The organism is Proteus vulgaris (assembly GCF_023100685.1).
Taxonomy (GTDB): domain Bacteria; phylum Pseudomonadota; class Gammaproteobacteria; order Enterobacterales; family Enterobacteriaceae; genus Proteus.
Window position 1 is genome coordinate 1566921 of the sequence record NZ_CP090064.1, and the last position, 25043, is coordinate 1591963.

The window sequence follows — 25043 nt, forward strand, 5'->3', positions numbered from 1 at the left end:
CATCGAGCAGATAGGGAATATGTCTAAATATCGATTTTATGCATTGTATTTATTTACTGTTCTTTTTTTAGGTGGATTATTTATGAATCAATCTGTTGCCATGTCTAATGAGTCACCTGAAATTTTGGTTAGACAATTTCAACAAGATTACATGGAATGGAATGACTACGCATTTAGCCTTATGGGTTCGAAGCCTGATGAGTATACGGAGTTAGCAGATAAGGCGTGGCGTAGGCTATTAACTAAATACACATTACCTGATTTTGTAGGAGAACCCATTGCATTTGGTTCTGAATCAAGTCATGACCCCAAAAAAGAGAAAATATTGTCGGTAGTAAAGAGCACTAACAATATCACTGTTGTCACAACGCAATATATTGTACCTGATGGTTACTCACCTATTTATGAATATTATTTAATTTTTCAGGACGGGCGATGGTATTTAACGCAGGTTTATTTTGTTGATGAAGGGCAATTATATCCTGGTCTGTAAATAGTATAAATTGTACCAATTATCGTTCTATTTAACATAATGATGCTAATGCGCCCCTTCACTTTTGAACTCAACTAAAAACACAACCTAAACCGCTAAAAGTAACAATCTTCTTTCTGTTTAATCTCTTTTTTATTGTTAATCAATTGTTATCAAAAACATGAAAATCATTTCGTACCAATTACGGTATGGAAGGGTTGTTTTTGTCACTTTAGGTATCTCTATGGATGTCAATTTCGACTTGTTTGATGAAGAGGTCAGGAGAGAGATAGCTAGGCGTAGTTTGCATGAATTTATTCAGTATATAAACCCTGAATACATTACAAGCCACTTTTCAGAAACGGTATGTAATGCGTTAGACCAGTTTTTGTTAGACATGATGGATGGTAAACGGCCCAAGTTAATATTAGGGGCACCTCCACAGCATGGTAAGTCTGATATTGTTTCGCGTTACCTTCCAGCCTATTTCTTTGGTAAATACCCAAATATGCGTGTTGGTGCGCTGTCGTACTCCTCAGATTTAGCCGGTGATATGAATACCGATGTTCAGCGCATTATGATGTCCGATGAATATCGTGTGCTATTTCCTAAAACTTGGTTAGGCAACAGGCCTGAGAATGGCATTGCAGTTAAACGTAATTCTGATGAGTTTGGTCTTGCCAACCACAAAGGAGGCTATGTTTGTGCGGGGGTAGGTGGCCCATTAACGGGTAAAAAAGTTGACCTCGGTATTATTGATGACCCGATAAAGAACTCAAAAGAAGCGCTTAGCCAGACTGTTAAAAAATCAATTTGGAACTGGTACGTTTCGACATTTAAGACCCGTTTATCAAAAAATAGCGGTGAAATTATCATGGCCACTCGGTGGGCAACTGATGATTTATCTGGCCAATTAAAAGAAAAAGCGCCTGAAACCAAGGTGCTTGCATTCCCTGCCATTAATGAGAAAGGAGAAGCGTTGGTACCAGAGTTACACCCAATCGACAAACTCCTTGAGACAAAAGCAATCCTCGGTGATTACTTTTGGTCTGCCATGTACCAACAAAAACCTAAGCCTGGTGATGGTCAAATCTTCCACGAAGAATTCGCTCAGTATTACTTACCGAAAGACCTACCTGATAAATTCGACAAGGTTATTCATAGTTGGGATATGACCTTTAAAGACAGCGACGGTACTGACTATGTGGTGGGGCAGGTATGGGGCAAGAAAGACGCAAATGCTTATCTACTGTATCAAGTTAGAAAACGCATGAGTTTTACTGAAACCTTAAAGTCGGTGAAATGGTTAGCTGAAAAATTCCCTGAAGGGCGACGTAAGCTGGTGGAAGACAAAGCTAATGGTCCCGCTGTAATCGACTCTCTCAAATCAACCGTCTCAGGGTTAATTCCTGTCGAGCCAGATGGTAGCAAGGTTGCTCGTGCTCATGCGTGTACTGCTGAGTGGGAGGCTGGAAATGTGTGGCTCCCCCACAAAGACATTGCGCCGTGGATTGTAGAAACCGTGGAGGAAATTACCACATTCCCGTTTGCTGGCCATGACGACACAGTGGATGCCATGACTCAAGCATTACGCGATTTATATCAGAAGAAAAAAGGTAGTTTCTTCACAACTAGGAGATGATCTATGTGGTGGCCGTTTAAGAGGCGAAAAACAGAACCACTCGCACCGGTTAAACGGTCAGCATTCACAACTGACTTATATCCTGCGCTGGCGCGAGAACGGGGCTTTGATGGGATTGATTTACCGCAACCCACAATTGCAGGTGTTGCGATGGACAGCATTGATAGTTATGTACCCTCATTTAAAGGTGAGCAGGTTTACGGTGTACCAGAGTCACAGGCTTCTTGGTATGCCTCACAAATGTTTATCGGCAACAATATGTGTGCGGTTATCGCTAAACACTGGCTGGTGGATAAAGCCTGTAATATGCCCGCGCGTGATGCGATACGCCAAGGCTACGATATTGATTGTGATAACGACGATGATCGCGCTATCAGCAAAAAGCTCCGCAAACGTGATAAAAAATACCGCATTACACATCAGCTGAAAGAACTGGTTCATTTCGGGCGTGTATATGGCGGTCGTTTAGCGTTATTTGTTGTTGAGACATCTAACCCGAAAGAGTGGTACGAAAACCCGTTTAATATCGATGGAGTGACGAAAGGCATGTACAAGGGGATTAAGCAGATTGATCCACAATGGGTAACAGCCGATTTAACGGACGCGAATGTTCAAGACCCTGCGAGTATGGACTTCTACGAGCCGACATATTATGTGATTGGTGGGCGTAAATATCATAAGTCTCACTTTATTAAGTTTGTGCCGTTTCCTGTGCCGAATGTCTTGAAGCCAATGTACAACTACTTTGGTGTATCAGTGCCAGAACGCATTTATGAGCGTGTCTATGCTTCAGAACGCACCGCAAATGAAGCCCCACAACTGGCAATGACTAAGCGCTTACTTACGATGGGTATCGCAGACCTTGAATCGGCAGATAAAAGCATCATCAATGAAAACATGCTCTATTTTATGGAGATGCGCGATAACTACGGTGTGCAAATGACAGGTAGTGGTGACACTGTTCAACAGTTCGATACGTCATTAGCGGATTTAGACGCCACGATTATGACGCAATATCAGCTGGTGGCATCGGCTTCAAATGTACCCGCGACAAAGTTATTAGGCACCACACCGAAAGGCTTTAACTCAACGGGTGAATACGAAGAGGCTAATTACCGCGAAGAGCTTGAGAGCATTCAATCAAACGACCTTGAAGAGCTATTACAGCGCCATTACGACATGCTAATGCGTAGCGATGGTTTACCAGCGACAGAAATCTCTATCACATGGGCACCACTTGATAGCCCAACGGCTGTTGAGAGTGCAGATATTGAGCTTAAGCAAGCACAAGCCGACTCAACCTATGCAACTACGGGGGCTATTGATGGACTAGATATCCGTAAGAAATTAGCTAGTGATAAGGCGTCCAGCTATTACGGCATTGAAGTGAACGAGGCAGATTATGTCGAGGCGAATACGAGTACGAACGAAGCGAGCACAATGGGCAACCTCGCGGAAGGCGGTAATGAAGGGAAAACCTCTGCAGTATTCAGTAGCCCCGTCTAGTCGTTATCAAGGTGACATGTCACGACTCATTAATTCAATGATTAAAGACTATGAAAAAGTGTTTAGTGAATTAAATGACGACTTTGAGGGTTTTACGATGGATGCTAGCTTTGCAAGTCAAACACGTATCTGGCTTAACCGGCTAAAACGTAAATGGGATAAGATTTTTAAACAAAAATCCACAGAGATTGCGGATAAGTTTGTATCTCAGGTCGATATAGGTGCACAGCGTAATTTAGATGATTCTCTTAAAGTGTTATCGGGCGGTATCACCATTAAAACCCCTGATATGCCACAACTCCTTAAAGACAAAATCATTGCTTCTACTGCTGAAAACGTATCACTCATTAAATCAATTCCACTGCAATTTCATCAACGCATTGAAAGTGTAGCTTTGCGCTCTATTAGCCAAGGTGGCGAAGGTGCAAAGACTCTATTAGAGGAAATTAGGGATATAGGTAGCGTTACAGAAAGTAGGGCAAATTTTATTGCTGTTGACCAGACACGAAAAATTACAACTGCATGTAATTATGCTCGCATGAAATCTGCCGGTATTCGTAAAGCAGTTTGGCATCATTCAAACGGTAGTGCAGAACCTAGAGAACTACATCTTGAGTTAGATGGTGAGGAGTTTGATTTAGACAATCCTCCTATAATTAACAAAAAAACAGGAAGGCGAGGTTTTCCGGGGGAAGAACCGGGTTGTAAGTGCTTCTGGACACCAGTAATAGATTTCGGTGAGGAGACATGACAAAGCGACAATATGATTTAAACGGCTGGCTGGAAGTGAAAGATAACCCCATCTCTAAAGTTGGGGTTTTTGATTATTTGGGGTGTGAAATTGGCGCACCAATACCCGACAAAATTTATAAGGTGTATCGGCCACAAGAAGAACTAGCCAGCACAGAGACAATTAACTCTTTCAAATTAATGCCCTTTGTTGATGAGCATGAAATGTTAGGGAAAGACGGCACTCCTGCAGAGAAAAAAGGGATACAAGGAGTCATCGGGGAACGGGTTTATTTTGAATATCCCTACCTCAGAGGCAATATCAAAATCCTGTCTAATTCAGCGCTTAACCAAATTGATGGAGGGAAAATTGAATTATCTCCTGGTTATCGCTGTGTTTACGATTTCACACCGGGCGAATTTAACGGTGAACGTTATGACGCCATACAACGGCATATTAGAGCCAACCATCTTGCGTTAGTTGATGAAGGGCGCACTGGCGCTGATGTTGCTGTGCAAGACCATTCCGTTATTACCATAGACACAAAGGAACTTATTCGCATGAACGAAGAAGATAACAAAGAGAAACAAACAACTGATGAAGGTGCCTTTACGCCTGAGCAATTGGAAGCGTTAAAAGCCATTATCAAAGAAGCGATCACCAGTGCTAAACCTGTAACAGATGATGATCAAGAAGAAAAGGAAAAGTCTTCTACTGATACTGACCCTGACGAAGAAAAGAAAGCAGAAGAAGCAGTAGAAAAGGCTGAAATCGCAACAGAAGAAGCAGAATCAGGTGAACCCGAGGCAGTTGAGAAAGCCGAGGTCGCTATTGAAACTGCAGTCGAAGCGATTGAAGAAGCAAAAGAGCATCTTGACCAAGCAACTACTGATGGCCTTAATCGTCGTTTAAAACGCCTAAACCGTAACATCACTGCGATGGACGAAATGGCATCACTGAAACGTAAAATTCAGCGATTAGAGAAAGCAAAACCGGCAATGGATACGGGTGAATTACTCAAACAAATTGGTGCGCGTGATTCGTTAGCGCATAAGTTAACGCCATTCCTTGGTGTGTTTGATCATTCCGCTATGACTCAACAACAAGTCGCAGAATACGGTGTTGAGAAGCTGGGTATTCAATGCAGTAAAGGTACAGAAGCCATTGCTCTCGATGCTTGGATGCAAGGGCGTGTTCCTGACTCTCAAAAACCGAGTTCAACAATGGACTCTGTAGTGAGCAATAAATCAATTATGGATAAATGGGGAGCTAAATAATGGCAATTCCTAATTCAGTCGCAAATGGACTAATTTCCGGCGTTGTCGGTGAAATTAGTCATGCTGGCCCTATTCGCGCTGTTTCAGCAATTCTTAGTTCAGCGGATGAAGAGCTAAATATTTTCGGTCGTGCCTATACATACAAAGATGATTCGGTGGAATCTGTTCAGGTAGGTGGTAAAGGCGCATTTGCAGGGATCATGATTAACCCTAAAGCCTATCGTATCGAAAAAGAATTTGCGCTTAACGGCACACAGGGCGAGTTCTTGACAATGGGTGAAGTTTTTGTCGAGCTAAAAGAAGTGGCTAGAAAAATCAACGCACCGGTTGTGTTCGATGAAGCTGACGGTTCGCTATCTTCTAAAGCCACCATTAGTGCTGGTGATCGCGTTATTGGTTTTATCAGCCGACACCTTGAATCCACAGAGAGTGCTCACTTGGGCATTATTCGTTTAACAGAAATCCCATATCCAGTATCTCCAAAGGAAGGTGAGTAATGCCAGTTAGTAACATTAAATTTCACATGTCTGGCCGTGATGTCAAAAAACATGGCCAACTGAATATTAACCCTGACCAGAAATGGACATACGGGGAATTAGCGCAAATCGGCTTTGGTGGTTTTTCTGCGATGGACTCCGCGATTAGCGGTGGTGCAATGCAAGGGGGCTTAATTCAACGTGAAATGTTGCAACACGTTTTACCGGGTGTCATTCGTACCGCAACGCGAGTTCGTGTGCTAGATGAAATCACCGGTATCGTCAATGCAGGTGAATGGCATGATGAAGAAATCATTCTGAATGTGGCGACACCAACTGGTAAAGCCGAGCTTTATGGTGATCATACCAATGTGCCATTAGCGTCTTATGCGCAAGACCAAGAGCGCCGTGGTCTTGTCCGTTTCGAATTAGGTTTCCAAGTTGGTAAATTAGAAGAAGCGCGCCAATCTTCTGCAGGCTTTGTTGCGATGGAAGAAAAGCGTAATTCAGTGACTGAATCATTAGAGCAAGGCCGTGAGCGTGTGGGTTATTACGGATTTAACAGCCCTGAAACGCGCGTCTTTGGTTTGATGAATGAGCCTAACTTGCCTGCCTATGAAACAGCAAAAGGCAAATGGAAAGGCGGAACATTTGCAGATATTACTGCTGATATTACCGATATGTTCTCGCGTATTGAAACGAGTTCTGGCGGTATTATCAAAGATGATACGCCAATCACCTTAACATTGCCGTTGGGCTTTCGATCTGCACTGAATGTGGCTAATCCGGTGGCTCGAGGTGAAACAGTCAAACAATGGATAAATGAAAACTATCCAAATATGCGTCTGGTTTTCTCTCCTGAATTTGTTGGCGCAAATGGTGGGGCTGATGTGGCCTATATGTTCGCAGATAGCATTGATGATGGTTCAACAGCAACCAGTGCGGTGATCCTGCAAGTTGTACCTGTGAAATACCAGTTATTAGGTTCACTCAACCAAATTAAAGGGTATATGGAAGATGCAACCAATGCGACTGCAGGTGTGTTTGTAACTCGTCCGTGGGCGGTGACACGCTTAACTGGCATTTAATCTTACCACTTCTCTTTTTGCGCCCTCATTTGAGGGCTTTTTTATATCTAAACAATAGGAGAGCACTCCATGCCTCTTTACGCATATTGCACATTATCAAATGACCAGAACTATACCGTGAGAGACGGGAAAGTGTTTATTGCCGGTCAAGCTAATGTGATGACCAAACACATGTATACACCGCGTGGCCGTGTGACGGAAATTTCTGACGAGCAATATAAACAGCTCAAAGAAAATCACGTTTTTAATCTTCATTGTGAGAATGGCTTTATTGCCGTTGAGCATCGCAAAGAAGATCCCGAAAAAGTTGCCACTGATATGGAAGCTAGCGACCAATCAGCTCCTGACACTCCTGAATCGTTAGAAGCTGAAAAGTTAGACGTTCCTAAAGCTAACAAAAAAGGTAAATGATTATGGATACGAGCACATTCCCTTTAACGTCATTCCGTGTGCTCTATCCGCAGTTTAACTCTGTGGGTGATGATGAAATATTTATCATTGCTCAATCTGCGTTGAACTATTTCTCTGCCTGTAAGGGTGTTTGCACTAACGAACTGTGGATGCTCGTTGTTGCACACATGCTAACACTCAGAAAAATGATTGCTGATGATGAGTCGCCCACCGGTGTTGTGACGAGTGTAACCATTGATAAGGTAAGCGTGTCATTTACGGCACCGCCTGCCGGTTCTGATTGGTCGCACTGGTTTAAAATGACCACCTTTGGCCAGCAGTTTCTAGCACTGATCAAACGTTGTAGCGTCCCTCAATATTTTGGTGGTGGTGGCGAACGTTCGGCCTTTCGGGGTGTTGGGGGGCGATTTACACGAGGAGGGCGATTACGTTAATGACTAAATTAGCGCAATTAAAAGCGGTTTACGATGAATTGGCTAAAAAGCGATTAAGTGTTGGCTTCTTTGAGCACGCAAAATATCCCGATGGAACACCTATTGCTTATGTTGCCTCCATTCAAGAGTTGGGATATCCGGCTGGTGGTATTCCTCCTCGCCCGTTTTTAAGGCCGACCATGAATGATAAAAAGCAGGATTATAGTCAGTTAATTTTTCGTGCTGTGAAAGCCACTATTAAGGGCAACATCACGCTGGATAATGGGCTGACTCAAATTGGTGCGACGGTTGCGGGCGATGTGAAAATGGCAATAAAAGCAGTCACAACACCGGCACTGAATGATTCAACGGTCAAAGCAAGAGCACGTCGTCATAGTAAAGGTAAAGCCACACAAAAGCCGTTAGTCGATACTGGCCAAATGCTTCAAGCGGTTAGTTTCGCAGTGGAGGATAAATAATGTTTGGTAACTTAAACCGTATCGCTTCACGTTATATTCCACAGCAAAAGGTGCTCTGGTTTCGATTTAAAGAACGTGGGCCTGATGATAGAGGGAATGACCAGAATTACTATTACGATCCAGTAGAAGTTCGTGGCAGTTGGCAGGCGGTCGATACCCAAGATGTTCAATCAATGGGATTAGATACAAGCCAAGTGTACCGGCGTTTATATACCTCTCATGATATTAAAGCTGTGCAACGTGGTACATCCCCTGATTTTCTCGTATTCAATGGTAAGAAGTACGATGTTGTGGGTGATGCAGACTGGTACGAACAAGATGGCTGGAAATCGGTGATCTGTATTGAGGCGGGTACTTATGACGGATTATGAGGTTGATGTTGCTATTCGCAAACAACTCTTGTTGCAGTTAAAAGAAGTCGGCATTGAGATCCCTGTTAAAGCTGGTTTCCAATCTACCAAGCAGGGCCGTGAAGATAATATGGTGATGTTTTTTCCCATCAATGAAAGTGGCCTCGGTTGGCAAGGGCGAAAATATAATGTTCAAGGCAATAAAGCCAATCACCAAGAAAACCAGTTATCCGAAAATACGTACCAAGTTCAAGCGTTCGTGACGCAATTAGGCAATTATACAGCCAAGGATATTACCGCGATTGTCAGAATGATCGCCAATTCATTACCGTTTGTTGAGGCACTTCGGAAACAAGGTATTGGCATTCAACGGGCAACCGGTATTCGAACGCCTTATTTTCTGAATGACCAAGGCAACTACGAACAAAACCCCTCATTTGATTTCAATGTGACATTTAATCGCACACTTCATCCCGATACTGACGCCGTGAGTGCGTTGTATCCCGATATCTATCGTATTTAAGGAACGTTATGTCTATCAAACAAACTCGCTATGTCGATATCGCGAGTGCGGTGATTGGCGCGTCAGCTGTACCGATGCGCAAGCTCACGGCTCGTATTTTTTCAACTAACCCTAAAATCCCTGCAGGTAAAGTGCTTGAATTTGCCAGTGGCCAAGTCGATGACTTATTGGGTGCTGATTCACCCGAGGCACATTTTGCACGACAGTATTTCAGCTATGTCAGTCCAGCACCTGCAAGCAAGCCCAAAGAACTGCAAATCGCATCTTATGAACCGGTTGGCCGTGCGCCTACTTTGTTTGGTGAAAAGACAGGGGATTTAGCCGATTTAAAATTAATCAATGATGGTGAACTCAATATCACTATTGGAAAAGTGACAAAAACAATCACAGGAATTGATCTCTCTGAAAGTACGTCATACGCGGATGTTGCGACAGCTGTGCAAGCGAAATTAAACGCAGAAAATGAGCCTCAATTTGCTAGCGCCTATGTCACGTTTAATTCCCTAGATAGTGCTTTTGTTATTAGCGGTGGCGTACAAGAGCGTGCGGATATTAGTGTACGCCAGTCGGTGCTTGCTGATGCGATGAATATTAGCCACGGCACATCATCTGCTGGTAATCCTGCTCAGACTCCATTACAGGCGTTCATCACGTCTGAAGCAATTTCAGACTCATTTGGTAGTGCAACGTTTTTAACGGAACTCTCATTAGAGCATGCAGTAGAGCTGGCACAGTATGTTGCGGGTGAAAACGTGAAGTACCAACTTCATTTATCTGTGACTAACAAAAATGCTGAAGATTTTAGTGGGGCGCTGGTGGGAACGGCTTCAACAGCCTTAAACCTGAAAACAGCGGATAAATTCTTTGTTCATGCGTTGCCTATGGCCATTATGTCAGCCACGGATTATGACCGAACCAATGCGACAACAAACTATATGTATCGTCAATTTGGTGTCACATTTCCATCTCAAATTACGACCGATATCGATGCAGATCGCTTAGATAAATTACGAGTGAATTATTACGGAGAAACGGCCGTATCAGGTTCGCATATTAGTTTCTATCAACGTGGTTTCTTATGTGGTGGTGTTGCTAACCCATTAGATATGAGTGTCCATGCTAACGAGCAATGGTTAAAGGCCTATATCTCACAACAGTGGTTTAGTTTGTTAATGGCCACACGCGGAGTACCCGCTAATAAAGACGGTGAAGCACGAGCAATGATGGTGATTGCAGGGGCGGTAACTAAGGCGATTAACAACGGTACAATTCTAGCGGGCAAAACATTAACTGATGTGCAAAAAATCGCAGTGACAGACGCTTCTGGTGATGATTTGGCATGGCACGATGTACAAAACAAGGGTTATTGGTACAACGCTCAAATTGTCGAAAGCACAGGCCCATCTGATTTGCCTGAATATGTCATGAAGTACGTATTAATTTACGGTAAAGGCGATTGGGTTCGTAAAGTCGAAGGCTCTCACAACTTAGTGTAAGGAACACAATATGAATGATGTATCAGCAACCGGCTTGAGTATTGTTATTCAAGCACACAAAACATTTCCGACCGGTATTCAAATAACAACGTTCGCTGATGATGCCGATCCATTAGATTTACCCGCGGTCGATATAGCGCAAACCGGTATGGACATAAATGGCAATCTAGTCAGCTGGTCAGCGCCTACGCCTCAAACGGTGACAATCAATGTATTAGCCGGTAGTGAAGAAGATGAAAACCTCGCTATCTTGCTTGACTCTAATACTGCTCGTCGCGGACAACGTCATGCTGGTGACATTATCACGATGGTTGCCTCATACGGGGATGGTTCAACGACCACTGCGCGTAATGGGAAAATTACGAATGGTAGTCGCGGTAGTTCTGTTGCAAGTGCAGGACGCCACAAATCAAAGCAATACACTTTTGTGTTCCAAGACTTCGACCGCACTCGCGCACGTTAATTCAAGGCGGTTCTTCCGCCTTTTTTTATGGATATCAATCATGTTGATTAAACCGAAAGAAATTACGATCACCGATGCTGACCGTGAAGAGCACACTTTTATTATTAGCCGATTACCAGCAACGATTGGGCGTGAAATTCTGGCGAAATACCCTTTATCAAATGCGCCTAAAATTGGCGACTATGAAGTCAGCAAAGAAGCCATGCTTAAGATGATGGCTTACGTTGCAGTAGAAAAAGAAGGGCAAGAAGTCTACTTAAAAACTAGCACTCTGATTGATAATCATGTGCCTGATGGAGAAGCATTGATCCGTCTTGAACTCGAAATGCTGAAGTATAACACCAGTTTTTTCGGCAAAGACGGGAGCCAAGGTTTCCTCCAATTCCTGCTCAACAAAATAACCGGTTCACTCCCGTCGATTATAAAAACGCTGATGGATTCTTTGCCGTCATCATCTCAGCCGGTTTCGCCACGCTCACAGAACTCAAAACGTCAATAGATTTAGAAGAGGCGTTTGATTTGTGGGAGATCGCAATTACCAACCGTTATAACGAAGCGCTGGCTTCATCGAAAGGATAGTTAATCATGTCGCTGTTAGATACGTTTGTACAAGTGTTTGAGTTTGATACTCAACAAGCTGATGATGCTTTTAATCGAGTCAGTAAATCGACAGATGACATTATTGCTGAGATGAAAAAAGCGCAACAATCGGCAACAATGGGAGCTGATGGGTTTACGCAATTTATTCAAAACTTATCAGCTCAATTGACAGAGTTATCATCAAACTCAGTCGATATTAATGTTAATAGTGACACATCAGGAGTTGCTAATAACATCATTGCTGAAATTGAACGCATTAAAGAAAGTGCAAACACAAACGCAGATGAAATAACTAATGTTATTCAAAGTGTTATTGATAATATTGGGAATATTCAATTAGATGATTCTCTTGAAATAGATATCAATACAAATGAAGCACAACAAAAAATAGCGTCGACGATAGAAGAGCTGAAAAGCTTAAAGGAAACAATTTTATCAACGGGTGATAATGCCGATATTTCTTCAAATTTAATCGCTGAAATTGAAAGCATTCAAAATGGATTAAATAACACTGAAAATAAATTTAGTGGATTTATTCAAACAATTATTTCTCAGATATCAAATATTCCGGATGGCGAAATTACTCTTGATCTTAATAGTAATGACATACCTGAAAAAATAACGTCTGTTACATCTAAAATTGATGAACTGAAATCATCAATGAGTTTGCTTGATATTCAACGTGATGAGCTATCACAAGGGATGAATGACAGCAATGTTTCATCTGATGCGTTAAATGCACAATATCAACAGATGCAAGATGAATTACTGGTTTTGAATAATGAGTTAAGCACGCTCACTAATGCAGAGAAAAAGAATAGAGAGGGAAAAAAAGCCATTGAGGCCATTCTCACTGCATTAAATGCCGACTATACGCAGTTTATTGAAACAATGCGTACAAAAGGGATTAAAACCACTGACGAGGAATCAAAGGCTCAAGATCACTTACAAAAAGAACTTTCAGAAACAGAGGCTAAGTATAAAGAAGCTGGAAGCTCTGTTGCAGGATTTGCGACAAAGGCGCTAGGTGCAGTTGGCATTGTCATGAGTATTGGCAGTATTTTTGCCGAATCCGTTTCTCGTTCTCAAGAGATTGAAACGCTGGATAAGCTGGGTAAAAAAATCGGCGTTGCGACTGCAGACGTTGATGCGTTTTCTGGTGCAATGGCTGAATTAGGCGGTTCTAGAGAATCCGCACAGGCTGATTTATCTGCGATGGCCAATGCGTTTGGCAACACTAAAGACTTAATGGAAAAAGTGCTTCAGACTGCGGACAAAGTTCAAGGAATGAGCTTTGATAAAGCGAAGAAAACGCTGGAAGGTATGGGAGTATCGGACGATAAAACCATTGAGTTAATGATGAAGGGGCGCAAAGAATTAGAGCGCACAATGGGTATTCAAAAAGAATATTCTGGAATCAGTAAGGAGAGTATTGAAAGTTCGATTAAATTTAATAGTGCTATGGCAAAATTTCAACAGTCATCAGGGTTATTGAAGAATAGCTTTTTAGAAATGGTGATACCCGCTTTATCTAAAGGATTAGAGTGGTTAACAAAATTAGTGACTTTTTGTAAGGAAAACAAAAACATTGTAGTGGGATTCTTTACTGCTGTTGCAACTATTTTGATGGGAAAATATATCCATGCTATGAAGTTAGCCAGTATTAGCACATGGACAACACTTTTCCCTATTATTGCCATCATTGCTGTTATTGCACTATTAGCTACCGTTTTTGCAATTGTTTATGACGACATCATGAACTTTATCGACGGCAATGATTCAATGATCGGTCGTATTCTTGAAAAATACCCACGTTTAAAAATCGTTATTCTTGCATTATGGGAAACATTCAAAAAACTATTTGAATATCTAAAAGTTATTGTCGGTGTTGTTGCTGATATTGTTGTTGCTGGCTGGAATTTGATGGCATCAGCATTGAAAAACTATGTGAAATTCTTAATCAACTGTATTGCTGTTATTGCAGGTTGGGGGAAGTCTTTTGCGGGCGTTTTCACTACTGTGACTGATGCAATAGTCGATGCGTTTAATTGGATGTGGAAACAGGTTGAAAAAATATTGGGTTGGGTAACTAAAGGGATTGATAGTGTAAAAGGTGTTTGGGAGTCAGCTAAAAATTTATTTAGCAGTGACGATGATAATGAAGTCACTGTAACTCAAAAAGTAGAACGAAAGCTGACTGATGATGGAAAGCTGGAATATACCATCCCCGAAGATAAGCAAAGCACAGAACAAATATCAACGAGACAATCCATTGCCCAAGCAAATGCACAGTTAGATGCGATTGCCAACAATGCGATGAACCCAATCACGAGTCAAGCAATCAGTAATCGATCCAATGTGAAGAATGAAAGTAACGTAAGCATTGGCGAAATTAAGATTGAGACTCAAGCCACAGATGTACAGAGTGTCGCAAGTGGACTTAGCAATGCGCTACAAGATGAAATAGCTAATGTTAATCAACAACATTCTAGTGGCTTGGGAGGTTAAAGTGCTTACAGAAGTCAAAATCTTTGATTTAGAGTCGTTTTCTACATTGTTTGATAGTGTTAACCCAATTCAAATCAACATCAGAGATGAGCATAAAGCGACACAGTTTCAAGTTGAAAGCGGTGAAACTCGTAGTGATCATGTGATTATTAATCCCATCGAAATTGGTATGGATTTAGTGCTAACAGGGGAAATAAAAAACATCTTCTCATCTATGCAACAGGTTTTTGATGAACACAAACTTGTCGGCATTCAAACCCGAGTTAAAACTTACCAACCAATGTTATTAACGGGTTTTAATCATGATGAAATACCCGACATGATTGATGCGATAAAACTGTCACTACGGTTTGTTGAGTGGCGCACTGTTGATCCTGAATACGGAGAACTACCGCCTCGATCCACACAAAAGCCAACTCAATCATCCACGGTAAATCGGGGGAATGTGCAAACAAAAGAGGCAGATTCTGAAACCAAGAAAAAAGGTTCTGTTGCAACAAAAATTGCGGATGGTGATTGGAGCTTCTTCTAATGAAAGTTATACCTTTAAAAGCTATTCCAAACCAGCGCTTATCCGTCAATTTAGAAGGTGTTAATTGGACACTAACAATAAAAGCCGGTCGTAATGCTATGTATATCGACATTGAACGTGAAAATGTTGTTATAGCAATTGGTATGCGAGCTGTTGCAAACACTCCTATTATTCCTTATCGCTATCTGGCCAATGGCACTAATTTGGCGTTTATAACAGAAAATGATGATCTGCCCTGGTATGAATCATTTGATAGAACCCAATCATTAATTATTTGGAGTGATGATGGACTTACGACGAATACGAGTGGGGATTGAAGTTGCGGAGCGACTGCAGTGGTATGAGGGATTGCGTATTAAAGCTAACGGCACAAAGTACGCAAACCCCTTACAAAATGAATGCACAATTAGCATTGATGGATTAAACGCCCACACTCGAGATTATCTTCTCACTGAAACCAGCCCTTATCATAAAAGCAAACAAACTCGCCGTCTTTACCTTGAAGTAGGGCGTGTCAATACGGGATTATTTCGTATTTTTACGGGTGATATTGTCAGTGCGGAAATTGCCTCGCCTCCCGATGTAACGCTAACCATTAAAGCTAAAACTAATAATGCCAGCTCAGGTGATATTGTTTCTTCTAGTGGTGGCGCTATGCAGAAAATAAGCGAGATCGCTTCATCGGTGGCGAAGGATTGCAAGGTTAGATTGGACTTTCAAGCTACCGATAAGAATATTGCTAATTGGTATTTTTGCGGTTCAGCATTACAACAAGTACAGCGACTGCAGGAAGCGGGAAATGTTAAGGCTTTTATTGATGATGATACATTATTTGTAAAAGACGACGATAAAGCATTAAAAGGGCGTTTGCGCATTCTTAGCATGAAATCAGGCATGGTGGGTATACCGAAAGCCACAGAAAAAGGATTATCTGTCACTTATTTGATTGACGGCGCCTCAGAACTAGGAGGGATGCTAAGACTCGAGAGTAAATTCAACTCTGCACTTAATGGCGACTATATCATTGAACAACTGAAATTTGATGTTGCTTCACATGATGATCCTTTCTTTTATCAGGCTACCTGTAAACGAGCATAATCATGAATAAACCCAATACTGATATTGCCAGTGATGGTTCGCTGGCAGGTGCACTCTCGTCTGCATTTCGTAACTTGATGATGAATACAGAGGACATGCTCCCTGCCACTGTGGTCAGTTATGACGATAAAACCAATCGTGCTGTTATCAAACCACTGGTGATGATGGTAACAACCGAGGGAGGAACAGTAGGGCGAGCACCATTGGCCAACATTCCCGTTTTTAGATTTGGTGGTGGTGGTTTCTTTATTCGCGCACCGATTAAGCCCGGTGATTTTGGCTGGATAAAAGCCAATGACAGAGATATTAGCCTGATATTTCAGCGCGGAGGATTGGAGGATCAACCCAATACTGCGCGTCTCCATTCATTTAGTGATGCGATGTTTTTCCCTGACACAATTAAGGGATGGGTGATTGATGGAAAGAATATTGATGCTTTGGTGATCCAATCAATGGATGGTTCGGTTTGTTTCTCTCTGCATAACGATAAAGTGGTACTAGAAACGCCGAAGTATGAAGTCAATGCCCCTGAAACGATATTTACCGGCAATGTCACAGTGAACGGTAATTACGCGGTAAATGGTAATAGCGATTCACAAGGGGGAACCATGCGACATAACGGGAAAGATATTGGTTCTACACACCAACATAGTGGTGTTGAAACCGGCCGAGGGAATACAGGAGCGCCTCTATGAGAACCTTTTCAATTGATAAAAATAATGATCTCTTTATTGGCCCTGATGGAAATCTCCAATTTAGCGAAAAAGATGAAGCGGTTAAAAAACTTTGTCAGCACTTTGCTAAAGCCGTGCGTGGTGAAATGTTACATAAAAAAGATAAAGGTATTCCTTTCTGGCCAACGACATTTGGTCGCCAAGCGGATGTTCCGATGTTTGAAACCGCATTTAGACAACGTATGAGCGAAATTGATGAGGTGGTTGAAGTGACTCATTTTAGCGCCATAGTGGAAAACGGCGAATTGAAGTATCAAGCAACAATTCGCACGATATACGGAGGGTTTACATTGAATGGCTGATTATCGTTATATCAATAATAAAGGCGTTATTCTTCCCGACACAGCCACAATACGTGATGAGGTTGAAAGCGAGTTTCGTGCGGTGTTTGGTCAATCTATTAACCTTTCCCCTGAAACACCACAAGGGGCATTGGCGACGATGGAAGTTGAAAACCGTGATGCAATGGTGAGGAATAATGCCGAGTTAGCAAATCAAATCAATCCCGATATTGCTGGTGGTGTTTTTCTTGATGCAATATGGGCGCTAATGGGTGGCCAACGCGTTAATGCCACTCACTCTTATCTTTCTAGCGTTGAATTTTTTGGCGTACCCGGCACGATTATTCCAAAAAATTCACTCGCATCCAGTGTTGCCGGTGCTATCTTCGAAACAGTTTCTACCTTGATTATTGATAATACCGGCAAAGCAACAGGGGATATGAGGGCGGTTGAATATGGCCCTGTTGAATGCGGTGCCGGCCAACTTAATTCTGTGGCTAGCTCAGTATTAGGTTGGGAGAAAGTCAATAATCCCACTCATGCCGTTGTTGGCCGTTATGCTGAATCTGATATCAAAGCAAGGCGACGACGTAAACAAACACTGGCTAAAAATACTGTCAGTGTTGCGGAAGCGATCACCTCTTCACTTTATGAGCTAGAGGGCGTTAACTCACTTTCTTTTCGAGAGAACTACTCTGATGCGGTACTCACTATTGATGGAGTTTCTCTGTTACCTCATAGCATTTACGTTTGTGTGGAAGGGGGCGATAGTAACGAAATTGCTAAATCATTACTTAGAACCAAAACCATTGGATCGGCTTTTAATGGTGAGATCGAAATTGGGGTTGTAGAGCCGGTGAGTGGGCAGGAATATAAAGTGCAATTTTCACGCCCTAAAGAGATCACCATTTTTTGTCGAGTGACAGTTAAAAAATCAGCTGTTGATGCGCAAACTATTATTCCCAGTGCAATAGAACAATGGACGCGCGGAGAGCTAGATGGCGATAACGGTTTGATTGTTGGGCGTGAAGTATCACCTTTTGAGATATCTTCCGCAGTTAATACTGTAGAGCCTCGTTTATTTGTGACTAAAGTTGAATTGTCACTGGACGGGAAAGTGTGGAATGTTGCGTTAATTCCGATTGCGATTAATCAAATTGCCCGATTACCAAAAGGGGCGGTGCAAGTGGTGATTGTATGAACGTTCAACAATTTGAGTTTCATTCAGACCTATTAAAAGCGATCCTTTGGCAGTATGAAGATGCCGAAAATTTAAAGAAACTCGCTAGTTTTAAAGCCTCTCATTTTGAAAAGTCGATGGTATCATTTTGGCACAACTGGTACCGAGATGTGTTTAATATCGATACGGCGAATGACTTTGGGCTTTCAATCTGGTCACGCATTCTGGATGTGCCGTTAGGCATTGATATTCCACCCAGTGATAAAAATAAAATTGGGTTTGGTTTTGGTAAAAAGAAGGCCAATTTTAATGCCAATTTCAGACGCAATGCGGATTACACCCTGTCACTGACCGTTGAACAGAAACGCATGTTAGTACGGATGCGTTATTTTAATCTGACACAAAGCCCTACGGTCACCAATATTAACGCGTTTTTAAAACGTTTCTTTTGGCGTGATGACAGCAAAGTTTTTGTCCTTGATCCGCTAGACATGACTTATATGTATTACGTCTTTAACTTCAACCCTGACGAACGTCTACGGGTTCTTCTCGAAAACTTCGACTTAATGCCTCGCCCTTCAGGTGTTGGCGTCAAATATCGCATTGTGACCAAAAAAGCCTTTGGCGTTGGTCAGCATCGTAAAAACTTCTTAAGCAGTAACTTCGGAGCATAATCCCTATGACAACTATTTTTAAAACCCCCTTTGCAACACAAGGGGATAAGGCTTCTATACCCGTAGAAATCCAACCAGACGGCTCTGTGTCTTATACACAAGGCTATGGTTATGACTATGAACGTGACCAAGTCACAGATCCTGCCGCGAAAGATATCGAACGTGAAAAAATGAATGGGATATTTCACGATATCACAGAAGCAATTGGCGAAATTCAATCCTTTGGTTTTCCCAAATGGAGTGAAGCCGGTAAGCCGTATGCGATACGCGCTATTGTGTATCATAAAAATAAAGTCTGGCAGTCTAAGATTGAGAATAACAATATCGAACCGGTTTCTGGTAATACATGGACAGAGTTAAAAGCGGATGCCACAGCAAGCGATGTGGGCGCATATTCAAAAGGGGAATCCGATAAACGCTTTCAACCGTTAGGTAATTACACGCCATCTGGTTACAGCTATTCAAAATCGGAATCGGATGGTAAGTATCAGCCAAAGGGTAATTATGCCCCTGCAGGTAACTATGCCAATAAAGGGGATAGTTACACAAAAACGGAAAGTGATGGGCGATATCAAGCAAAGGGTAATTATCAGCCGTCAGGTGATTATGCGACCAATACAGCGCTAAATAGTGGACTTAATAATAAGTTTGATAAGAGCAATATCGCCCAAGGAACGGGAACATCAACCGTTCATGTGATGAGCCAGAAAGCGTCTACAGATGCTTTTCAGCCTAAAGGAAGTTATCAACCAGCTGGTAATTATGCATTAGCTGGTGCGTCATATACTAAAGCAGAATCCGATGGCAAATATCAACCCAAGGGAAGTTATGCGACAGCAGGAAGTAGCTATACGAAAGCAGAAAGTGACGGACGGTATCAAGCAAAAGGAAGTTACCAACCGTCAGGCGATTATGCGACCAACACAGCGCTAAACAGTGGGCTTAATAATAAATTTGATAAAAGTAATGTAACTCAAAGTACAGGAACATCCACCGTTCATGTGATGAGCCAAAAGGCTTCTACGGATGCTTTTCAGCCTAAAGGAAGTTATCAACAAGCTGGCAATTATGCATTAGCTGGTGCGTCATATACGAAAGCAGAATCTGACGGCAAGTATCAACCGAAAGGGAGTTATCAAGCCTCTGGCTACAGCTATTCAAAATCGGAATCGGATGGTAAGTATCAGCCAAAAGGTAACTATGCGCCCGCTGGTAGTAGCTATACTAAAAATGAATCTGATAATCGATATGACCGCAAAGGCACAGGGCGTCAATGGCGAAAAGTCGGGGATTTTAATGGTGCATCTGCAGTAACAGAGATTACATTAAGCGAAAATATATTAGGTAAGTATGTTTATGTTCAAAGGGATGGAAGTGGTAATACATACACTGGTTTTCTTGTTCCCCCGTTAGCAAATATTAAGATTGCGGTATCTGTCCATTCAGCTGCTTTTTGGGAGTTTCAGGTATCTAGTGATGGGAAAAAGCTAAAGATGACTGATAGCACATATGGTGCAGCAAAAGGAATTTATGTTTTAGATTAATATAGTGCATCATAAATAATGATAATTAAGCTAATGTGGTTATAATACCAAAATTTTTAGGAGGGACTATGATTTCAGGAACAATTAATAGAAAAATAAAAAGGTATTATGGCCACATCACTGATAAAGAGTTTCATGAAGGACATAAAAATCAAGCGCTTAGTATTTTAAATGCAATAGAAACACAAAAAGGAAAGCTAAGTAAAGATCTTTATAACCAATGTAATGAGTACGCTATAACTGTATTAGGCAATATCAAATATGCTCCTTGGCTATATGTATATTCAGCAATATCAAAAGAATTCAAAGTAGGGTGGATACCAGATAATTATTATGCATCTATTATTCTCCCTGTTATATCTGGTGGTTATGCTGAACCATCTGATTTGAAATCATTAAGTAAAACATTACTTAATAGTGAGTATATTCCAGATATTCTTTATTATGTTAATGGACATTATATAGCTGTAGATAATAAAGAAGTATTATCAAAAGAAAGAGCGTTAATAGAATTATTTACTAAGAATGAAAATGTAATTTTTAAGCCCGACCAATCACAACAAGGTATTGGTATAAAATTTTTAAACAAACAGGATTTTATAAATTCTATACCAAGAATCAATGGAGTTTTTCAATCAATTATTAAACAACATGATTTTTTTAATTCTATATGTAATAACTCAGTAGCTACTTTAAGAGTAACGACATTAATTGATAATGAAGGTAAATGTCGTGTTAGGGCTGTTTATCTTAGAGTAGGAAGAAATAATGACTCACATGTTAAATCGAGTACACATATAAGAATACCTGTTGATATAGTTAGTGGCAGAATGTCGGATAAAGGCTTTTTGACTAATTGGAATACTATTACAGAACATCCTGATACACATTTTAAATTTGGTGGAATCATACCTGAATTTCAAAAATGTTGTGAATTAGCAGTAGAGCATCATCTAAAGTATCCATTTGTTCGTTGTATTGGTTGGGACATGATAATTGATATCAATAATAGTGTTAATATAATGGAGTGGAATGCAGGACATAATGATATTAAATTCTCAGAGGCAACTCAGGGGCCTTGTTTTGTAGATATGAAATGGGAATCATTGAAATAAATATTATTAGCCCCATACTTTGGGGCTAGTACATTTCATTCGTTATGAAAATACCTCTCCAATTTCTCGAATAAATCCCTCGCCACATCCTCCGTCATATACGTTCTCATCGGTTCTCGTCTAATGTTCTTCATTTCAAATGTATTCTCATCAAACCTTGGATCAGAAAAGATAATATCCATAAACAGATAGCCATAAGGGTTATCTGCAGATAAACGAGCCTCTTCTAACTGAGCAATATATTCAGCATTATTTATTTCGAGTTTATTCATTGCACCACCTATTTAACTGTGTTTTTATACAGTGATTTATATAAGGTAATGGGTAGGATAGCAAGTTTAAAATTGCAAATTTATGCATGTGGATATACAGAGATAAGTGAGGGATTTTTAGTGATAATCCATTGTAGTTTTACCCCAGTTTTACCCCTATTTTACCCCTCGTAAATTTCAGGCATAAAAAAACCAACCGTAAGAGGTTGGTTTTTCTAAAGAATTTTGGTCGGCATGATAGGATTTGAACCTACGACCCCCGACACCCCATGATAACGGCTGTAATTGCTATAACATGTTGATTATAATTATATTTATTTACTTTGACTGTGTAAACAAACAGTGCTTTTTTATCATTATTTGCACTATAAGAATCAAATGCTTACATCTTATTTTACCAGTGTATTTACCCGATTTCACAGTGTGGCACCTCCACCCACTCAACGTGGTTTTCAGTATAAATTTTTGTAGATTCAGCATCACTATGAGCCATTCTTGCCTGCGGATCGAAACCTTGCATTTTAAACATGTGTGCAGCTAATGCTCTTATCTCATGAAAGGTCGGTCGTTCAGCTGGTGGTAGGTTAGATGCTACGCCAGCTTTGTCTCTTAGTTTTGAAAAAGCTCTACTTAAATAATCTGGAGCTACTTGAGTAGGGTGGTTTACTTCTTGACTTATTTTATTTGGTAGCCTTTCAGGAATGCGATGAACAACATACGGGCTAGCAATATTATCTCTGCTATTGTCTATAATTTCCTTTAGCGCTTTCCCGATTGGGATCGCTACATGTGACGCTTCTTTATGTTGTACTTTTTGCCGATGGATATATAACATTCCATAAATGCCATTTCTTTCCTCTTCATACCACACGCAACCACAAGTACCCTCTTTAGGGGCTTTAATATTGTATTTTACTCTAGATACTTCCAGTCTTGCTTGTGTTGTTTGTAAAGCCAGATCCATTGCAGTTTTGAGCCATTTGTCAGCTAATGTTCGAATTTTTATAAAATCATCATAGGATAATCTCCTACGCTGTTTGATATCGGTTCTCTTCATTTTTTTACGCTCAGCTGGATTATCAAACATAAGCGATTCATCCATTGCGTAAGAGAATATTTTCTTTAGAAAGCCTACCTTCCTATTTTGAACGTTAGCTGATGCTGTTTCATGATATTGAGAAATAAAAGCATTCACATGTTCTAATGTTATTTCATTTGCTGGGATATCTTTAAAATACTCTTTCATTCTAAAGATATTATTATTCCAGTCAGCCTGAGTATCTTTTGATGGTTGTTCATCCTTAACTACGCGTTCAAATAATTTATCTAAATGCTCTGTTAACGGCAAAGACTCCCCATTTTTCCCACCAGACTCATTAATTAGGGTATTTACAGTGATCTGGTTAGATGGACGCATAATATTGTTGTATTCGCGAGCAATTGCTATTGCGACAGCTTTGTCTGCACCAACACATTTTCGTTTACCATTAACTAACGTTAATCGATATTGTTTTATTGATAAATCATAGTAAAGAAAGTCAGGCAAATGCCTAAACTCTCTTTTTCTTGGTCGTGATGCCATGTTAAGAAGCCTTAATTAAATTATTAACACATGACGAAATGACTGATTCAACCCCCCATCTTTCTGATGAGTTGACTAAAATAGATCCATCGACAATTCGACCTTTTAGTTTTCCTATTTCGATCCAGCGCTTAATAGTTCTATTATCTGGGATTGAACCAACTTCAAATTCTCTTTTTGCCCATGCGCTAGCCTTCATTAATTTTCCTGACATATTCTCTCTCCACTCGTGCCGTACACACGTTAAATAATGCTGGTGGTAATTATTTACTGATTTCCTTTATAGAACGCCATCCAATGTGTTTTATCGTTTTTCCCTACACGCTGAACGGTCGTTGGTTTTTCATTAGTTAAAGCTAATATTTGTTTAACGGGTATTTGAGTTTCATTCCACTTAAACAATAAGGTTCCATTTGGCCTTAACACACGAAATGCTTCAGCAAATCCTTTTGATAAATCTTCTTTCCATGAGTCTTTATTTAACGAACCGTATTTTTTAAACATCCAGCTATTTTTACCAACCCTGATTAAATGAGGTGGGTCAAATAACACTTGGTAAAATGTATTATTAGGGAATGGAAGATTTTTAAAATCAGAAATAACATCTGGTGTTATATTTAAAATTCTTCCATCACATAAAATATGTTCTTCGGCTCTAATATCATTAAATAAAACACGGTCATCTTGTTTATCAAAATAAAACATACGAGAGCCACAACACATATCAAGTATCGGTTTCACTCTTAACCTCAAATTTAATATTTGAATCTTTATTTATCGATAATCTTAAACACGTCTTGTCATGATAATAAGATAATAGATCCTCTTCTTTTTGTAGATCTATTGATGCTTCATTTCCCCAATATCTTAAATACCTAATTCGATACCAGTTATTACCAATTTTAATAACATCATTGGGATTTAATTGGTTTATTGATTTATCCATTATTAAATCCTTTTAAACTCAATAACCCATACCCATTCGTTATTTACCCAACTATCTTCGCCATATATATCCATCCATATCTGAGCAAACCATGAACGAGAGAAGTCAGGAAATCCGAATTGCTTAGAAATTACGTCGATAGAGTAATGTCCTTGTGGTGCTCCCTCAGAGATAGCGTCCTGTTTGCTAATATCTTGCAGTTGTTCCACTCGAACATCAGTAATTTCTAACGTAATGCGCGAATATCTACGAGGCATGTGTATAGATGGAGTCCACTTCATCGGAATAACATCACCGCTGGCGCAGGTGCAATAAACAGCATCAGGTTTTGATGCTCGATAAGTTATAAATTCACCATAACCACCCAAGGCATCTCTAACAACACGATTACCAAATGTTTCACGAACCCAAAGGCGATCACCAACTTTACCAAGTGGGCAGTTAAGGCGAATAGGTTCTTTGAGTAGCGGTGAATCACCGATAGCCCAGCAAGCCTTACCTTCATCTTTAGCTCGTGTACTAGACATTACCCAACCATGAAAGTTATGAGTTGCTGGTACGGATTTTATAATTCTTCTAGTTTGAGTTTTACGCCCATCGAGAATTGCGCGCACCATTTCCGCATTAAAAATAATTCCGCGTTCTTTCATA

General features: G+C 40.7%; 31 protein-coding genes. 25 read left to right on the top strand and 6 right to left on the bottom strand.

The genetic code is table 11. From position 1 onward, the window contains the following. The first annotated feature begins 82 nt into the window (after window positions 1–82). The 25 genes from LW139_RS07505 to LW139_RS07625 all read left to right on the top strand — a co-directional run bounded on the left by LW139_RS07505 (window position 83) and on the right by LW139_RS07625 (window position 21592). A complete protein-coding gene (locus LW139_RS07505; RefSeq protein ID WP_161670942.1) occupies window positions 83–493 on the top strand; it encodes a hypothetical protein in 411 nt (136 codons plus the stop codon). A 223-nt stretch (window positions 494–716) separates the two neighbouring features. Next, a complete protein-coding gene (gene terL / locus LW139_RS07510) occupies window positions 717–2114 on the top strand; it encodes a phage terminase large subunit (RefSeq protein WP_247850955.1) in 1398 nt (465 codons plus the stop codon). 3 nt (window positions 2115–2117) lie between these two features. Beyond that, window positions 2118–3620, top strand: coding sequence for a phage portal protein (locus LW139_RS07515; protein ID WP_247850956.1), 1503 nt, complete (start codon window positions 2118–2120; stop codon window positions 3618–3620). Window positions 3621–3657: 37 nt separating this feature from the next. Beyond that, on the top strand, window positions 3658–4371 hold the full coding sequence (locus tag LW139_RS07520) for a phage minor head protein (RefSeq protein ID WP_099660764.1): 714 nt from the start codon (window positions 3658–3660) through the stop codon (window positions 4369–4371). After that, window positions 4368–5627, top strand: coding sequence for a DUF2213 domain-containing protein (locus LW139_RS07525; protein ID WP_099660763.1), 1260 nt, complete (start codon window positions 4368–4370; stop codon window positions 5625–5627). Before LW139_RS07520 ends, LW139_RS07525 begins: the two co-directional genes overlap by 4 nt. Further along, complete coding sequence (locus LW139_RS07530) at window positions 5627–6124, top strand: structural cement protein Gp24 (RefSeq protein WP_099660762.1); 498 nt, start codon at window positions 5627–5629, stop codon at window positions 6122–6124. The genes LW139_RS07525 and LW139_RS07530 overlap by 1 nt, the downstream gene beginning before the upstream one ends. Then, window positions 6124–7191: a major capsid family protein gene (locus LW139_RS07535; RefSeq protein ID WP_036937879.1), complete on the top strand. Its 1068-nt coding sequence runs from the start codon at window positions 6124–6126 to the stop codon at window positions 7189–7191. The genes LW139_RS07530 and LW139_RS07535 overlap by 1 nt, the downstream gene beginning before the upstream one ends. 69 nt (window positions 7192–7260) lie before the next feature. After that, window positions 7261–7602 (top strand): hypothetical protein, encoded by a 342-nt coding sequence (locus LW139_RS07540; RefSeq protein ID WP_098943504.1) that lies wholly within the window; start codon window positions 7261–7263, stop codon window positions 7600–7602. A 2-nt stretch (window positions 7603–7604) separates the two neighbouring features. Further along, window positions 7605–8036 carry a DUF4054 domain-containing protein gene (locus tag LW139_RS07545; RefSeq protein WP_193014293.1) on the top strand — a complete coding sequence of 144 codons (432 nt, stop codon included), beginning with the start codon at window positions 7605–7607 and terminating at the stop codon, window positions 8034–8036. Then, window positions 8036–8494 carry a hypothetical protein gene (locus LW139_RS07550; protein ID WP_247850958.1) on the top strand — a complete coding sequence of 153 codons (459 nt, stop codon included), beginning with the start codon at window positions 8036–8038 and terminating at the stop codon, window positions 8492–8494. The genes LW139_RS07545 and LW139_RS07550 overlap by 1 nt, the downstream gene beginning before the upstream one ends. Then, window positions 8494–8865 carry a phage collar protein gene (locus LW139_RS07555; RefSeq protein WP_161706919.1) on the top strand — a complete coding sequence of 124 codons (372 nt, stop codon included), beginning with the start codon at window positions 8494–8496 and terminating at the stop codon, window positions 8863–8865. The genes LW139_RS07550 and LW139_RS07555 overlap by 1 nt, the downstream gene beginning before the upstream one ends. Beyond that, window positions 8852–9367: a phage gateway protein gene (locus LW139_RS07560; protein ID WP_161706920.1), complete on the top strand. Its 516-nt coding sequence runs from the start codon at window positions 8852–8854 to the stop codon at window positions 9365–9367. Before LW139_RS07555 ends, LW139_RS07560 begins: the two co-directional genes overlap by 14 nt. Window positions 9368–9375: 8 nt before the next feature. Then, on the top strand, window positions 9376–10863 hold the full coding sequence (locus LW139_RS07565) for a DUF3383 domain-containing protein (RefSeq protein ID WP_247850959.1): 1488 nt from the start codon (window positions 9376–9378) through the stop codon (window positions 10861–10863). Window positions 10864–10873: 10 nt separating this feature from the next. After that, on the top strand, window positions 10874–11326 hold the full coding sequence (locus LW139_RS07570; protein ID WP_193014298.1) for a phage tail fiber protein: 453 nt from the start codon (window positions 10874–10876) through the stop codon (window positions 11324–11326). Window positions 11327–11366: 40 nt separating this feature from the next. Then, window positions 11367–11825, top strand: a complete 459-nt coding sequence (locus LW139_RS07575; protein WP_196560522.1) for a hypothetical protein — start codon at window positions 11367–11369, stop codon at window positions 11823–11825. 86 nt (window positions 11826–11911) lie between these two features. Continuing rightward, entirely contained in the window at window positions 11912–14434 is a 2523-nt protein-coding gene (locus LW139_RS07580; protein ID WP_247850960.1) for a hypothetical protein, read from the top strand. A 1-nt stretch (window position 14435) separates the two neighbouring features. Further along, window positions 14436–14966, top strand: a complete 531-nt coding sequence (locus LW139_RS07585) for a phage baseplate protein (RefSeq protein WP_247850961.1) — start codon at window positions 14436–14438, stop codon at window positions 14964–14966. After that, window positions 14966–15283, top strand: coding sequence for a phage baseplate plug family protein (locus LW139_RS07590; protein WP_247850962.1), 318 nt, complete (start codon window positions 14966–14968; stop codon window positions 15281–15283). The genes LW139_RS07585 and LW139_RS07590 overlap by 1 nt, the downstream gene beginning before the upstream one ends. After that, on the top strand, window positions 15249–16064 hold the full coding sequence (locus LW139_RS07595; RefSeq protein WP_193014301.1) for a baseplate hub protein: 816 nt from the start codon (window positions 15249–15251) through the stop codon (window positions 16062–16064). The genes LW139_RS07590 and LW139_RS07595 overlap by 35 nt, the downstream gene beginning before the upstream one ends. A gap of 2 nt (window positions 16065–16066) precedes the next feature. After that, window positions 16067–16759 (top strand): Gp138 family membrane-puncturing spike protein, encoded by a 693-nt coding sequence (locus LW139_RS07600; RefSeq protein ID WP_235409921.1) that lies wholly within the window; start codon window positions 16067–16069, stop codon window positions 16757–16759. Continuing rightward, complete coding sequence (locus LW139_RS07605) at window positions 16756–17100, top strand: hypothetical protein (RefSeq protein ID WP_247850963.1); 345 nt, start codon at window positions 16756–16758, stop codon at window positions 17098–17100. Before LW139_RS07600 ends, LW139_RS07605 begins: the two co-directional genes overlap by 4 nt. Then, window positions 17093–18280, top strand: a complete 1188-nt coding sequence (locus LW139_RS07610) for a baseplate J/gp47 family protein (protein ID WP_247850964.1) — start codon at window positions 17093–17095, stop codon at window positions 18278–18280. Before LW139_RS07605 ends, LW139_RS07610 begins: the two co-directional genes overlap by 8 nt. Then, complete coding sequence (locus LW139_RS07615) at window positions 18277–18933, top strand: DUF2612 domain-containing protein (RefSeq protein WP_247850965.1); 657 nt, start codon at window positions 18277–18279, stop codon at window positions 18931–18933. The genes LW139_RS07610 and LW139_RS07615 overlap by 4 nt, the downstream gene beginning before the upstream one ends. Window positions 18934–18938: 5 nt before the next feature. Further along, window positions 18939–20477: a hypothetical protein gene (locus LW139_RS07620; RefSeq protein WP_247850966.1), complete on the top strand. Its 1539-nt coding sequence runs from the start codon at window positions 18939–18941 to the stop codon at window positions 20475–20477. Window positions 20478–20545: 68 nt separating this feature from the next. Continuing rightward, window positions 20546–21592 (top strand): sugar-transfer associated ATP-grasp domain-containing protein, encoded by a 1047-nt coding sequence (locus tag LW139_RS07625; protein ID WP_247850967.1) that lies wholly within the window; start codon window positions 20546–20548, stop codon window positions 21590–21592. A 35-nt stretch (window positions 21593–21627) separates the two neighbouring features. Here the strand turns inward: LW139_RS07625 and LW139_RS07630 are convergent, their stop codons facing one another. From LW139_RS07630 to LW139_RS07655, 6 genes are all read right to left on the bottom strand, one after another. After that, window positions 21628–21864: a hypothetical protein gene (locus LW139_RS07630; protein ID WP_247850968.1), complete on the bottom strand. Its 237-nt coding sequence runs from the start codon at window positions 21862–21864 to the stop codon at window positions 21628–21630. A gap of 406 nt (window positions 21865–22270) precedes the next feature. After that, window positions 22271–23446: a tyrosine-type recombinase/integrase gene (locus LW139_RS07635; RefSeq protein ID WP_247850969.1), complete on the bottom strand. Its 1176-nt coding sequence runs from the start codon at window positions 23444–23446 to the stop codon at window positions 22271–22273. 1 nt (window position 23447) lies between these two features. Next, window positions 23448–23660 carry a hypothetical protein gene (locus tag LW139_RS07640; RefSeq protein ID WP_247850970.1) on the bottom strand — a complete coding sequence of 71 codons (213 nt, stop codon included), beginning with the start codon at window positions 23658–23660 and terminating at the stop codon, window positions 23448–23450. 53 nt (window positions 23661–23713) lie between these two features. After that, on the bottom strand, window positions 23714–24169 hold the full coding sequence (locus tag LW139_RS07645; RefSeq protein ID WP_432652210.1) for an SAM-dependent methyltransferase: 456 nt from the start codon (window positions 24167–24169) through the stop codon (window positions 23714–23716). A 1-nt stretch (window position 24170) separates the two neighbouring features. Continuing rightward, complete coding sequence (locus tag LW139_RS07650) at window positions 24171–24392, bottom strand: hypothetical protein (protein WP_006533963.1); 222 nt, start codon at window positions 24390–24392, stop codon at window positions 24171–24173. A gap of 2 nt (window positions 24393–24394) precedes the next feature. Further along, window positions 24395–25042: a hypothetical protein gene (locus LW139_RS07655; RefSeq protein WP_247850971.1), complete on the bottom strand. Its 648-nt coding sequence runs from the start codon at window positions 25040–25042 to the stop codon at window positions 24395–24397. Window position 25043 lies beyond the last annotated feature (1 nt).

Coding starts and splice junctions, on each gene's coding strand:
- LW139_RS07505 (WP_161670942.1), top strand. CDS start 83: ATGAATCAATCTGTTGCCATGTCTAATGAGTCACCTGAAATTTTGGTT.
- terL (WP_247850955.1), top strand. CDS start 717: ATGGATGTCAATTTCGACTTGTTTGATGAAGAGGTCAGGAGAGAGATA.
- LW139_RS07515 (WP_247850956.1), top strand. CDS start 2,118: ATGTGGTGGCCGTTTAAGAGGCGAAAAACAGAACCACTCGCACCGGTT.
- LW139_RS07520 (WP_099660764.1), top strand. CDS start 3,658: ATGATTAAAGACTATGAAAAAGTGTTTAGTGAATTAAATGACGACTTT.
- LW139_RS07525 (WP_099660763.1), top strand. CDS start 4,368: ATGACAAAGCGACAATATGATTTAAACGGCTGGCTGGAAGTGAAAGAT.
- LW139_RS07530 (WP_099660762.1), top strand. CDS start 5,627: ATGGCAATTCCTAATTCAGTCGCAAATGGACTAATTTCCGGCGTTGTC.
- LW139_RS07535 (WP_036937879.1), top strand. CDS start 6,124: ATGCCAGTTAGTAACATTAAATTTCACATGTCTGGCCGTGATGTCAAA.
- LW139_RS07540 (WP_098943504.1), top strand. CDS start 7,261: ATGCCTCTTTACGCATATTGCACATTATCAAATGACCAGAACTATACC.
- LW139_RS07545 (WP_193014293.1), top strand. CDS start 7,605: ATGGATACGAGCACATTCCCTTTAACGTCATTCCGTGTGCTCTATCCG.
- LW139_RS07550 (WP_247850958.1), top strand. CDS start 8,036: ATGACTAAATTAGCGCAATTAAAAGCGGTTTACGATGAATTGGCTAAA.
- LW139_RS07555 (WP_161706919.1), top strand. CDS start 8,494: ATGTTTGGTAACTTAAACCGTATCGCTTCACGTTATATTCCACAGCAA.
- LW139_RS07560 (WP_161706920.1), top strand. CDS start 8,852: ATGACGGATTATGAGGTTGATGTTGCTATTCGCAAACAACTCTTGTTG.
- LW139_RS07565 (WP_247850959.1), top strand. CDS start 9,376: ATGTCTATCAAACAAACTCGCTATGTCGATATCGCGAGTGCGGTGATT.
- LW139_RS07570 (WP_193014298.1), top strand. CDS start 10,874: ATGAATGATGTATCAGCAACCGGCTTGAGTATTGTTATTCAAGCACAC.
- LW139_RS07575 (WP_196560522.1), top strand. CDS start 11,367: ATGTTGATTAAACCGAAAGAAATTACGATCACCGATGCTGACCGTGAA.
- LW139_RS07580 (WP_247850960.1), top strand. CDS start 11,912: ATGTCGCTGTTAGATACGTTTGTACAAGTGTTTGAGTTTGATACTCAA.
- LW139_RS07590 (WP_247850962.1), top strand. CDS start 14,966: ATGAAAGTTATACCTTTAAAAGCTATTCCAAACCAGCGCTTATCCGTC.
- LW139_RS07595 (WP_193014301.1), top strand. CDS start 15,249: ATGATGGACTTACGACGAATACGAGTGGGGATTGAAGTTGCGGAGCGA.
- LW139_RS07600 (WP_235409921.1), top strand. CDS start 16,067: ATGAATAAACCCAATACTGATATTGCCAGTGATGGTTCGCTGGCAGGT.
- LW139_RS07605 (WP_247850963.1), top strand. CDS start 16,756: ATGAGAACCTTTTCAATTGATAAAAATAATGATCTCTTTATTGGCCCT.
- LW139_RS07610 (WP_247850964.1), top strand. CDS start 17,093: ATGGCTGATTATCGTTATATCAATAATAAAGGCGTTATTCTTCCCGAC.
- LW139_RS07615 (WP_247850965.1), top strand. CDS start 18,277: ATGAACGTTCAACAATTTGAGTTTCATTCAGACCTATTAAAAGCGATC.
- LW139_RS07620 (WP_247850966.1), top strand. CDS start 18,939: ATGACAACTATTTTTAAAACCCCCTTTGCAACACAAGGGGATAAGGCT.
- LW139_RS07625 (WP_247850967.1), top strand. CDS start 20,546: ATGATTTCAGGAACAATTAATAGAAAAATAAAAAGGTATTATGGCCAC.
- LW139_RS07630 (WP_247850968.1), bottom strand. CDS start 21,864: ATGAATAAACTCGAAATAAATAATGCTGAATATATTGCTCAGTTAGAA.
- LW139_RS07635 (WP_247850969.1), bottom strand. CDS start 23,446: ATGGCATCACGACCAAGAAAAAGAGAGTTTAGGCATTTGCCTGACTTT.
- LW139_RS07640 (WP_247850970.1), bottom strand. CDS start 23,660: ATGTCAGGAAAATTAATGAAGGCTAGCGCATGGGCAAAAAGAGAATTT.
- LW139_RS07645 (WP_432652210.1), bottom strand. CDS start 24,169: ATGTGTTGTGGCTCTCGTATGTTTTATTTTGATAAACAAGATGACCGT.
- LW139_RS07650 (WP_006533963.1), bottom strand. CDS start 24,392: ATGGATAAATCAATAAACCAATTAAATCCCAATGATGTTATTAAAATT.
- LW139_RS07655 (WP_247850971.1), bottom strand. CDS start 25,042: ATGAAAGAACGCGGAATTATTTTTAATGCGGAAATGGTGCGCGCAATT.